Here is a 13,407-nt window from a genome sequence, read left to right as displayed (position 1 = left end):
ATTGTCTTTTTAGTTATTTATATAAAAAAGGAAATATTAAGATGTAGAGAAAGATTGTATGCAGATTTTGCAGGAGGATAAGAGAAATAAAGATTACCTGTGCTATTAGTATGTATGAATCAATTTAGTTTAAACACCTTTATTAAGGTGTTTTTTTATGAATTCATATTTAGCTATATATCATAAAATTTACATCAATTTGATATAGATTACTTCATGATTTTTTGATAACTTAGTACAATTAAAATCAAGTTAAATCAAAGCACAAGTTAACTATACGGTTACCTGTTTTGAAAATATTTAGTAACTATTTGATTGTTAATGATATACAGAGCGTCTAATAGTTCTGTCATCCCGACTTTTAGGATATCAATGGTAGTTCATTAGCACTGACTTTCGCTTCGATTTGACTTTCATGAACAAATACAACTAAGGAACGTATTTAAATGATAAAATATGGTCAAGTGGATAGGGCCAGTCAAAGTGGAGCCACTCAAGCTTGGAGGTTTCTGGTTTAGCTTGTACTGTACTGAGTTTTGAGCTTCAAACCACCTGTGTAACATTAAACAGGTATACCAAATTATATATCTTCTTTTTTATTGTAAATGAATTATAGTGGTGGAAAATGAGTTTAAAGGATCATCAATTTAAGATGATCCTTTTTCTCAATATGTAAAAATATAATGTTATTTTATCAGTATCTTTTTGGTGACTATTTGGTCTCCTAGTAACCTCACAAGATAGATGCCACTGTTTAGCCCATTTACATTCATTTTTATACGTTCAGATGCCCGAATTTTTTCTTTTCGTACAACTATTCCTAAAATGTTTGTGAGTTCCACAGTAACAAAAGTTGCATTGTGGCCAATCTGAATGTTCAACTCATCAGCAACTGGGTTCGGATAGACTTTGACATCAAAATCTTTGCTTGGTGAAATATTGGACTTTGCTTGTACAGGTCGTGCAAACGATCCTTCCTGAGACTCCCGGTACCAGTAGGCATAATCACCTGTGGATTCCAGTTTTTCCATAATAAACCAACCGGTCATGATGGTAGGTCGCTGTTCTTCTCCGTCCTGTACTTTAAGTTTTCCGTTTGGAATAAGAATATTGGCAGTTACCTTAGTGTTTTCTCCCTTTACATAGAAATTGCCATTCTCATCTATCTGGTCACCCAGATAGAAGGTTACTTCAGGTCCATTGACATTAATACGACAATCATCATAAACTTTTACTTTATTTTTCACTTTAACTGCAGCAGAGTTTGTGAAAATTACGTTAGTTGTATTTGCATTTTCAAACCCACTATTTACATGAAGGTCTTCGATATTTAATTCCGAACTGGTAAAGGTTACTGATGTACCTCTACCAATGGTAATCTTTCCAAAGTTATCCCCTGTGATGGTTACAGAAACATTATCTTGGATATTTACATCCTTGTAATTTCCATTAAGGGTTCCGCTATTGGTTACCTCGGTATCGCTTAATTCGTTTGTATTACCATTATATGCTATAAATAATGGAGTAGGACCGTCACTAGCAGGCATTGAAATCTGATTATTAACGCTTGCTGTCTGATCAGCATTGATTCGATGTGCCATTACTTTATAAGGGTCTAGAACGGAATATTCCTTAAACACGGCATTCCCTTTTGGATTGGTTACTCCCACATCTCCATCAATATAATTATACGGTCCGAATTTAGCTGATTTTTCTGCATAGATAATGTATCCGGTAGGGTTATTGGTAAGATGGATGATAAGCGTGACAATGTCACTTCGTTGCCAGCCATCACTTACGGAAACATTCAATGTATAGCTATCTTCATTATTGAAATCAATGGAAGATCTATCAGCTACGAGAATCATCCCTGATTCAGGGTTGATTGAGAACATATTTTCACCTGTACCTCCTTCTATTTGCCAATCTGAAAGTGGATCTCCGTCGGGATCAGAGGCGTAAGCAATGCCTACCTCGCCTCCATCTTCAATACGCTCGTTTATGTTGAATTCCTGATCGACCCCAACTAGTGGTTTCAGATTTGAGCTATTTCCTGTTCCCCACCAGTCGTACCAACTTTCTGCATCTAAATCTGGATATGGGTGTACTCCAATATCTGTATTCACGGAAGTATCTCCAAGTAAAAATTTATCTACGAATGCCTCAATAGCTGGTCGCTGTGATTCTGGAACGGCACAATGACCATGGCCTCCATCGATGTAATATCCCATTCGGTCACCAATGCCGAAAGTATTATAAACTTCTTTAGTTGCTTTTGCTGATACATAGCAAGACCGGTTAGACAACCACGTAAAATCTGTATTTCCGGTTACAAGTAAAGCTCTAGGAGCAACCATAGCCATCAATTCATGATGATCATGGGGCAGCTTGTATACACTGTCCCCTGAAAATTGGCGCATGCTTTCTGAAAACCAGCTGTAATCAGTATTGTCAATTTTTTCTACTGTGCCATCTGGTTCGGTTTGTGAAAATCTCCAAGCAGGAGCACCTCCTCCTCCAGATTCTTGAGCAATAGTTAGAGCGATACGCTCATCCATAGCTCCTGCAAAAAGTGACATTTTTCCAGCATAAGAACAACCAGTTACAGCCATATGTGAAAGATCGATAGGTAATGGGTTTATGGCCTGCTGGATCGCAATTTCTAATCCGTCAATCAGACGGCTCACTCCCCACGACCATGCACTATACTGACCTGCATCAATGTTTTCTGGATACAATAGGTAATAAGGGTCTGTTGGTTTGGGTGCAGGCAGTCCTGCAGAATAAGTGGTTACTTGGTTGTGTAAGAATTCCACGGTGGCAATGTTCCTACTGGTAAAAATATCAGAAGGTATACTGCCAGTACCGCCTCCGGCTAGCGACATGCCAATGACAGCTGGGAACGGTCCTTCGCCCTGTGGAATCGTAATCCTAGATGTAAGTGTTAGTGTACGACCATTGTGTAGGACATTGACTGTTAGTACGCCACCATTGGCCTCCGGAGCAAATACTGCATTAATGGTATCTGGTCGGTTTGGCTTTGGGCCAATTTCATAATTTTCGATCTCTGCCTTAATTTCATTTCTTCGGCAACTCCAGTCGCTGTAGTCGGTAGACCTGCTCAAATTATCGGACCTCATGAAAGGATCGGTAAGCGGTACGATGACTGGAAGCTCCTCCAGCGTAGGTAAAATAGGAGCAGGGCAATCTGACCCTCTGTTTTCAACGGAATAGACTAATGGGATTTTGGTTTGCTCTAAGTGAATCGTTACCTGTTCTGCTTCGCTTGTCTTGTTTCCATCTGAAACTGTTACCATAAGCGTTACCGGTGTGCTTTCAAAATTAATCAAACTTACATTTGACACTGTTAGATCTCCAGTAGCAGCATTCAGTACAAAACCATCTACCATTGCTTCCTCTACAATAGTCCAATTTTGTAGAGTGTCGTTTTCTGGATCAGTTCCACTGAGGGTTCCTATCAAATCACCGTTTTGATAAGTGTCATCTATTTGAAAGCTTTGATTTGCTGTAATTACTGGCTTTTCGTTTGGAGGAGGGCAATTAATTGCTACATCCCCTAAACCATTGGGACTATTACTGTTGGTAGTGACCAATAGTTTATCCAACAATGCGCCATCCTCTCGATAGGCAATGGTTAAGGTGTGTGTCCCTACATCGAGATTAGTATTGGCTAAGGTAACCCATGACCATCCGGTAGTGGTTAATCCATTAGCAGTTATATAATCACCATCGTCAATTTTTACCCAGAAGCTATCATCGTCCGCTGAAGGACAATTGACCCTGGCCATGACATTATACGATGCGATACTATCGATTTCAAAGGAAAAAGCAATATTAGCTTCGGCATTGGTAGGTGCGCTGCCGGTACTTTGTGTACCACTCATTACAGTAACGTAGGTGCCATTGGACGCTTGAGCATCCTCAACTACTTCCCAATCAGATCCAATGGTGCCACATTCAGCTTCCATCCATATCTTCTTTCCTTCTGGCTCAGGAGGAAAATTGGAATTGTCAGTTCCCCACCAACTATACCATTGTTCATAATCCAAGTCAGCAAAACCAGGAGTGGTTGGAGCGACATGCACATCCCATTCTATATCTTGTCCACCCAAAAATTTGTTGTAAAAAGCATCAATCACAGGTTGTTGGCCTTCACCCAAAGCACAATGACCGTGATTACCATCTATCCAATAACCAAATCGATCACCGATTCCTAGTGTTTCGTAAATTTTCTGGGCAGCCTTGGAAGTTGCATAAACGGCTCTATTAGAAAGCCATGTAAAATCTGTATTACCCGAGACAAATAGCGCTCGGGGAGCTACCATTGCCATTAATTCATGATGATCATGCGGAAACTTGTATACATTATTACCGCCAAAGTCGGTTTTCATACTTTGTTTAAACCACATACCACTGGTGTTACTGGCTTTTTCTACAGACCCCTCTGGTTCAATTTTATGTGAAATTCGCCAGGCTGGAGCACCTCCACCACCAGATTCTTGAGCAAAAACAGCCGCAATTCGTTCGTCAAAGGCTCCTGAATACAGAGCCATTTTACCAGCATAAGAACATCCGTTTACTCCCAAATGCCTTATATCTATAGGTAATGGATTTACCAGCTGTTGTGCAGCTATTTCCATTCCATCAATTAACCGGCTTACACCCCATGACCAAGCGCTGTACTGTCCTACTTGCTCTACTCCAAGCGTGGTAGTATTATCGCCTGTATAAAATTCAGGGTACATAAGGAAATATGGATCACCTGAATGCTCTACATCCTGCCCGAGCACGTAGGTAGTTACCTGGTCATGCATAAAGTCAATTTTGGCAATGCTGTTAGACACCGAACCTCCACTTGGCGCCAGTGACATCCCAATAAGAGCCGGCCAACCTTCTTCTGGAGGTGTGCCTGAGGGGAGACTTACTTTTGAATTCAGTGTAAGCGATTGGCCATTGGATGTCCTAGTGATAGTTACACTTAGTGTACCACCTCCTGCGCCAGGAGTGTAGTTTGCCGTAATTAGCAAATCTGAATTTGTGGGCTTCGGTCCTATCTCAAACTTCTCTATGGAAGCTTTAATTTCGTTACGTCGTCTTTCCCAGGCCACAAATGTGGTATCGCGACTTCCGTTATGGAAGGACTTAAATGCATCCGGCAAAAGCTGAATGGTAGGGAGCTGCTCATAGGAAGGCAAACTAGGTGGTGGGTAGTGCGCTCCGGTGTTTTCTTTGTCATAAACCAGAGGTATCTGGGCAGAAAGGCTCAAGCTAATGACAGTGATTAATAATGTGAATAGGATAGTTTTTTTCATTTTTTTAATTTTAGTTGATTAATACTATTTTCATAAAAAAGAGGTTTTTTATGGTCAAAAATGAGAGAAACTATTAATGAGAATATAAACAGATAAGGCCTTATAAATCAAGTTTTCATTAATAATTTAATGCAATATATAAAAATAATTCTAATTACGCAACCGATTGCTTAAAATTTATATTTTTTCTTAAGCCAAGAATAATTGACTTCAATTTAGCCATGTATTTAAAATTGGACTTACAAAAAAAAGGTTGGAAAGTTAATTAAGAGATTTAAGCTGTTACATTACTATTTAAAATTAGTCAATAGTTTTATATTCCAGAGTCGAGTGAATTCTTCTTTAATTATACCAAGTTCGATTAAAATTTTTAATTTGAAAGGTTCGCTGTAATATCTAATTACTTTATTGTTTTTGTACATAATGTTTAAAATTATGTAGCCTTTATTCAAGACGGGTCAGTTTTAATATCCTAAAGGAAGCATTAACCGATAATTACCCAGAGTTTGGTTAAAAACAAAGCAAATCTAAAAATAATCATGCCTTTGAGAGAATGCTAGTAGAACTGGAGGTAAAGCACAGTTATATCAGAACTTATAAACCTTAGGAAAAAGTCTAGACAGAATGTTTTTGGAGGACCATTGAAGAAGGCCTGATTAGAAACCTATTTTGAGATTAAACAACAACTAAAAAAAGAAGTATTACAATATTTGTATTTCTATAGCGAGGAGAGACCTCTCCAGAACTTAACGGAAAAGCTCCCAATAAGTTTAATAAAACGGTTCTAAAATAAGTTAACTTCTAAATCCCGACTAAATCAAAGTTGTGAGTTTTTGTAGAAATTTTACTTTCTTAAGAAAATCATGATTCTAATTTGTAACGAACTTTTATTAGGATTATAAAAAACTCTTCCATCCCGATAAAATGTATTTCATTCAACAATAAAAAGCTAACTATATGATTTTCTTTTATAGATTGCATATAGTTAGCTTTAAAATTTTCAATCACGTAAATGTGATAATTATTAGTTTATACCTTTAATAGTTTCATGACGTTTAATTCTCCAGAATCATTAGTTACTTTAATTAAATAGATGCCTTGAGATAGGTTAGAGACATTAAATAGGGTTCCCTTTAAAAATTGACCTTCAAACTGTTTTACCTGTTTTCCGGTATGGTTGTAAATAACAATACTGCTGCTGTTTTTATTGAGTGAAAAGCTAGTATTTGTTGGGTTGGGATACATTTTAATTCCTTCTGAAGTACCTACCTTTTTTGTGCTTAAATTTTGATTTTTAGAGTATAATCGATATTCACCTGGTTGTAAACTTAATAAAGCTGTTGGGGTGATAACGTTTAATGAGTTTCCGGAAAACGTATCATACCAGTTTCCAGTAGTAGGAAAATTTGGGTTTACAGATTGGGTAGTGACATCAAAATTAGCCACAATAACAACATCTAAATCCCCAATATTATCGTATAAATTAATGCGTTTTACAAGTCCGTTTAAACTAAAACTAAAATTATCAGTATTAAAAGTAGAAGGAAATTCCTTTTTTAGCGCAATCATTTTAGCTGTCACATTATGTAAATCTTGTCGATCTGTTTCAGTACCATAGCCCAAAGTCCAAGCTACTGGTTTTCTTTCTAACCTACAGCTACCATCATTTATATTTGCAGCACAATTAATACTTTTATCATAACCAAGTTCTCCAAATTGCCAAATCATTTTAGGACCGGGAACTCCATAAAAAATAACGGTGGCTGCTTCTTGTCTTTTTAAGGCAGTACTTAAGTTTTTTACATTATATCCACTATTTGAATTGCCATAAGCTAAATTTTTAACCATTAAGCGCTCTTCGTCATGGCTTTCCATATAGCCAACTACATGTGGGTTGTTCCACCCTCTGTTTTTATACGATAGCCAAGAAACATCTGCTTCTGAAGCATAGCCCATCGTATTTTGATTGAAATTATGATTAAGATTTCCCCAAAGCATGATACCATAATTAGCTAATTCGGCTTCTTCAGGGTTATCAGACAAATGCTCAAAAATAACATAGGCTTCATTTCCTGGAGCATGATTCCATACATGGTCTGCATAGGCTTTTAAATTAGCGATTCTATTGCCGTCGTAGGCACTTGCCCAATTATTGGTTCCGTAATAAAGTGTATTGGAGAAGCCTTTAGTGAAATCAAAACGAAAACCATCAATTTTATATTCATCCATCCAAAAACTTAGGACATCATTAAAAAAGTTGACGGTATAAGTAGATTCATGGTTGAAATCGTACCCCCAATGAGCAGACGTATTATCAACAAAATTATGATTTTGATTGTAATAGGGGTTATTTGCAGCAGGGCGGTTATTTGCCCCATCCCAATACATTTGTAATAATGGTGATTGGCTATAAGAATGATTAAAAACAACGTCTGCAATTACGGCAATGCCTCGGTTATGGCATGCATCTACAAACTGTTTCAGGTCGTTATTGGTACCGTAAGCTTTGTCTAAGGCCATATAAAATGAAGGGTTATATCCCCAACTGTCATTGCCTTCAAATTCATTAATAGGCATAAGCTCAATAGCCGTAACTCCTAAATTCTGTAAATAATCCAGATGGGTTATCGCTTCTTGGTATGTGTCACTTTCTGTAAAATCCCTTAATAACATTTCATAAATAACGATGTTTTCTTTATTTGGTCTAGTAAACGAGGTATTTTGCCACGTATAAGTGGCTTCATTAATTTTAAAAGTAGACACGATACCTGTTGTTTTACCTGTTGGGTATGCCATTAAATTAGGGTAGATGTTAGACGTTATATATTGATCGTTATTAGGGTCAAGCACTTTTTTAGAATAGGGATCGGCTACTTTTAAGTTGTAATCAATAGCATATTGATAGGCATATTCTGTATTAGGGTCTAAACTGGTTACTGTTAACCAAAAATTATCACCATCTTTTTTCATTTGGTAAGCTTCATTGAGCGTCCAATTATTAAAACCTCCAACTAAAAAGACATCGTTTTTAAAAGGGGCTTCTAAAACAAAAGTTACGGAGCCGTCACCATTGTTATTATAGCCTTTTTTTAAACCTGCAGGCATGGTTTGGTTTTGAGTAGCTGTTTTTACATAAGCAGAAATTGCTTCTTGTTTGGTTTCACCATTTTGAACAGCTATAGCTTCAATAGTATAATTTCCCGTTGAAGTAAATGTATAGGCTTTTGAAATGGACGTTGTGTTTGATGCCGTTTGTATAGATGTGTTATTAACTTTTAATTCTAAATTAGCACTAATGCTAGACTCTGCACTAATAGTAATGTTATCATTTAAATTATAAACAGCTTGGTTTGTTGGGTTTGTTATGGTTACGTTTAAGCCTTCGGCATATATGGGAATGAAAATATCGGGTCTAGATTGAGCATTTCCTACACTATTTCTAAACACTATTGCAATATGGGTAACAACCTCTCCAACATTTGTGCTGTAAAAAGTTGGTATATCTGGTGATATAATAAGTTGATATGTGTTTGTGCCAGTTCGGGTTAACTTTGGTTGGGTTGTATTGTTTCCCCAATTTCCTATAACATGTTTCCAGTCGGAATTACTTGTTGACGCCGATGTAAGAACTCCAGTGTGTGCATAAACATCTCCTGTGTATCCGGCCAATTCAGTTCCAGTAGCATTAAACGTTATTGTAATGGCTCCTGTTGAGGTTGGTATTGCAGGTGAAGTAGTATAAACCTGAGCATTTAATAATGAGCTTATAAGTAAAAAAATAAAAGTTAGAATTTTTTTCATAACCTAAAATATTTTGGAAAAAAAAGGCTGAAATACATCAGCCTTTTTTTAATTGTTAAAAAGTTTTTAGTTTGGAATGATAACGTAACTTCCATCTAGATCGTTAAACCAAACATCGTAAAAACCACTTGGTTCCGTAAATTTAAAGTTGTCTCCATTTGAATCTAAGCGCGCTTTACCATAAAGTTCTTTCGATCCAGTATATCTCCATACATCATTCCACATATCATTGGCTCTAATTAAAAAATCTTTATCATTTGTAAATTCCACAGCTAAAGAATACCATAAATGCGGGTTGTTAGTGTCCTTAATGAAATTAATTTCATCAGCATCTCCCCAGCCGCCAATACCTTCGCCAATAATACCCATTGTGGTGTATGTAGTTGCGCTAGAAGCATCGTAAGGTGCTACTGTAAAACTACCAGACTCACCAACAGTAGTGAAATTATATTTGTAATACCCAGCAGTAGTAACATTAAATGTTCCAGCTTCATTACTTCCGTCAAGATTACTAACACCTAAAGTAGAACCGTTTCTTACGCCCCATTGTCTGTGCCATGAGCCTTTGTTTTCAAGTAATTTAAAAGCACCAGATTTAAAATAACCTATGTAAACATAAGCGTTTGGTGTATTCTGGTCTCTAAATAAAGGGTTGTTGTTATTGTTGTTTTCCCAACCGGCTGTAGTAGCATCTCCTACCAAATATAAATTAGGGAAAGACACATTAAAAGGGGTAATAGAAACGGTTCTTTTTTCTGAAATCCGTTCTAAAACACTTCCTCCTTGGTTTGTGGTTTTTGCAATAATTCTAATATCCATATTGCCTGCCACCTCTGCAGTTAATCCAATTCCAATAGCAACAGCGTTCAAGTCTGAATGTGAAGAGGTGATAGTGGTTCCATTTAATTTGGAGCCTATGGAAACTGGGGCGGCAAAATCTGTACCTGGTTTTGCAGCTTGAATGGTGTAATTAACATCAATTCCTAATGCTGATGATAATACAGCATCTGTCCAAGTAACAGTCATGGCTATTTCATCAAGGGTTGCAATGGATAAAACAAAAGTACTGTTTGCAGCAGGACTTGTTACTACTGGAGGTTCAGTAGGATAAGTTGTTACAAGATACTGAACAGCATTACTAGTAACACTTCCTCCATTAACTCTTAAATAAACAGCTACATCTCTAAAGTTTGTTGTACCAGAGCTTCTAATAGCGGCATTTAATGCCTCAACACTTATTGAAAATGATTTTGAGCTTACGGTTCCTAAACTAACAATAGACGTAAACTCTGCATCTAAAGACATTTCAACGTCATAAGAAGTGCTGCCAGTTAGATCATCGTTCCAAGATAGTGTTATTGCAGCATTAGAAGGTGTTCCAAAGTTTAAGAACACATTGCTAATTCCCGGTTGTTGTAATACCAAAGCGGGGTCTGGTGATGTTATTTGAATACTTTCCTCGGTTTCACAAGCTGTAAAAACAAAGACCAGTGAAAGTAAAAGGAAACTTATTTTTTTTATGTATAAATTCATGTCTTATTTTTTTAATGATTATAAATTCAACGGAATTAGTATGTAACGACCAGTTAAATCGTTAAACCAAACAGTATAATCGTCTTCAACAATAACAGGAATATTGCCACCGTTTTCTGTAGCTTTTCCTGAAAATTCTGTTGTGCCTGCCCAAACAGAGCCAGTATTGGTTTTGAACTGTAAATTGCCTGGTACTAACCGTATACTTGTTAGGTACCAGATATGACCATCAAAACTAGATTGCGTCATTGCAGTAGTTGTACTTGCAGAACCTTGAATAGACATGCTTGTATAGTTAGTGGCAGCAGAAGCATCGTAAGGACTGAAAGTGAATGTTTTTGCACTAAAGTCTATAGTGAACGCATAAAAACCTGCTGCGGTAATTGCAGAGTTGTTATTAGGAAATGTGCCGGGGTCTGTACCGCCACCTGGATTTACATCAATAGTTGTTTTGTCATTAGTTCCCCATTGTGGTTGCCAAAGCCCTTTTGTTTCTAATAATTTAAATTCACCTACTTTAAAGTACCCCGTGTAGTAATATTTGTTAGGGTTATTACCATCTCTAAATATAGGGTTATTGTTGTTATTGTTATTCCAATCGGGTGCGGTAGCGTTTCCTACTAAATAATAATCTTTAAATTTATAGTTAAAGAACGGATAAACATTAAAGTTAATATTGTTTGAAGCTATTGGTAATCCATTTTGTGTTCCTATTGAAGATGTTACTCTTGCATATATGGAATTCCACGCAAATGGGGGCAGTCCAACGCTACCAGCGGCTGCGTTTAATTCGCTTACCGAAAGTGTAACAGTATTATTGCCGTTAACGGTTGCGACTTTTACAGCATCGGTAAAGGTAGCGTCCGAAGCCATTTCAATACTGTAATTGATAGAAGCTTGTTGTCCATAATTGGCTTCGGTCCATGTTAAGGTTAATGCCGGATTATTGGTGTTAACAGGGTCTAGTTCAATATCTGTAATGGTTAAATCAGACAAAACAACAGGTGCGGTTTCTGAAACCGTAAATGTATCAGTTGTGTCGGTGCATGAACTGAACAGCAGTATGGTAAAAGCTGTTAGTATAAAAATTGATATTTTTTTCAAATTCTTCATTTTTGATTCATTTAGTATTAATACCCTGTGTTTTGAGTAAGATTAGGATTTGCAGCCATACTTGCTGTTGGTATTGGATACACATTAAAATGTGCGGGAAGTGAAATACCGTTGCTGCCATTTCCTTTCCAAACCCAGTTGTAATTACCACCGGTAAATTTTTTGTAGCGAATTAAATCTTGTCTTCTGTGTGCCTCCCAGTGAAGTTCTCTTCCTCTTTCATCTAAAATAAAATCTAAGGTTAATTCTCCAGATGTTATGGTGTTTGAGTTATTTGCTCTTGTTCTTAAGGCATTTATGTAGCCTACAGCGGTAGTTAAGCTTCCGCCACCTCCTCTTAAATGAGCTTCAGCATACATTAAGTATACATCGGCTAATCTGAATAAAGGAAAATCGGTATCAACAAATGTTTGGTCTACACCAAAAGTGCCAGTTGAAGTTGCATTTGAATATTTTTGTAAAATGTATCCAGAATCTTTATCAGAGATATCAGTAATTTCAATAGATCTTCCACTAGAAATAATAGTATTTCTTGTATCGTTAGCAAATGAACTGTTAAATAGATTTGCTAGTTGCTTTCTTACTCTAAGCGCACCGCCCCAGCCGCCAGCACTAACGCCAACTTCGGTACCATTTACTTCAATACTTCCAACAGAACCGTTAATCATAACTGTAGTTGGCCCGTAGTTTTGAGTGGTTAAACCATCAGAAACTATGGGGAAAATAACCTCGTTAGTAGCAGAGTTTGTATTGTTGTCTGCCATAAAATTATGCAGATAATTGGTTGCTAATGAGTAGCCACCGTTAATTATTTTTTCGCAGTAGCTCACACAATCTGTATAGCGGCTTTCGTTAATATAAACTTCGGCATTCAAATACATCTTAGCTAAAATCATGTATGCTACAGATTTATCAGCTCTCCCATATTGGTTTTGTCTAGAGGCTATTAAATCTGTGTCAATAGCTTTTAATTCACTTTCAACAAATTCAAATAATTGCGCTCTATCATAAGCTGGAGGTTGCGAATTTAAAGCATCGTCTTCAGTTGAAAAATTTGCTTTTCCAAAAATATCCATCATATAATAATAAGACATTGCTCGCATTAATCGCGCTTCAGCTCTATAAGCAGGCATTTCGTTTCTTACGGTTGTAGATACGTTTCTAGCATCTAGTTTAGCATCGGTAGTTTCTCTTAAAAAGTTGTTTGCTAATGCTATTGACAAATGCGCTCTACTAAACATGCCTAATAGTAATGGGTTTTGAGCGGTCCACAGGTTTCTTTGAATTTCTCTAGTGCCCGGGTCGTTTTCATAAGACCAAATCATTTCATCGGCAGATAGTGATTGTACATATAAAAGTACACGTCCGAATTGGCTGGTTCCAGCATCAATGTTTTTAAGATTTGAACTTCCTGCACCATCAGTACCTGTTAATGCTAAGTTGGCATAAATACCGGCTAACACTTGTTTATAGGCGGTTTCGTTAGTAAAGAGATCTTCGCTTAACGTTGTTTGATCATCATTTGGTGTAATATCTAAATCGGCAGTACATGATGTTAATGTAACTACTAAAAGACATATAAGACCAATTGTTTTTTGTATTTTAAATCTTGTTTTCATAGTTGTTT

Annotated in this window: 5 protein-coding genes; all 5 read right to left on the bottom strand. The window is 36.9% G+C overall.

The window, feature by feature from the left end; genetic code table 11:
- Positions 1-686: 686 nt before the first annotated feature.
- Positions 687-5,333: a glucuronyl esterase domain-containing protein gene (locus VP395_RS11765; protein WP_346242208.1), complete on the bottom strand. Its 4,647-nt coding sequence runs from the start codon at positions 5,331-5,333 to the stop codon at positions 687-689.
- A 1,029-nt stretch (positions 5,334-6,362) separates the two neighbouring features.
- Complete coding sequence (locus tag VP395_RS11760; RefSeq protein ID WP_346242207.1) at positions 6,363-9,134, bottom strand: alpha-amylase family glycosyl hydrolase; 2,772 nt, start codon at positions 9,132-9,134, stop codon at positions 6,363-6,365.
- Between the two features lie 66 nt (positions 9,135-9,200).
- Entirely contained in the window at positions 9,201-10,667 is a 1,467-nt protein-coding gene (locus VP395_RS11755; RefSeq protein ID WP_346242206.1) for a SusE domain-containing protein, read from the bottom strand.
- A gap of 18 nt (positions 10,668-10,685) precedes the next feature.
- A complete protein-coding gene (locus VP395_RS11750) occupies positions 10,686-11,780 on the bottom strand; it encodes a SusE domain-containing protein (RefSeq protein WP_346242205.1) in 1,095 nt (364 codons plus the stop codon).
- A 17-nt stretch (positions 11,781-11,797) separates the two neighbouring features.
- Positions 11,798-13,399, bottom strand: coding sequence for a RagB/SusD family nutrient uptake outer membrane protein (locus VP395_RS11745; protein ID WP_346242204.1), 1,602 nt, complete (start codon positions 13,397-13,399; stop codon positions 11,798-11,800).
- Positions 13,400-13,407 lie beyond the last annotated feature (8 nt).

Origin of the sequence: Mariniflexile soesokkakense (genome assembly GCF_039650365.1) — a bacterium.
Taxonomy (GTDB): Bacteria; Bacteroidota; Bacteroidia; order Flavobacteriales; family Flavobacteriaceae; genus Mariniflexile; species Mariniflexile soesokkakense.
This window is presented reverse-complemented; position numbering and strand designations above follow the sequence as displayed.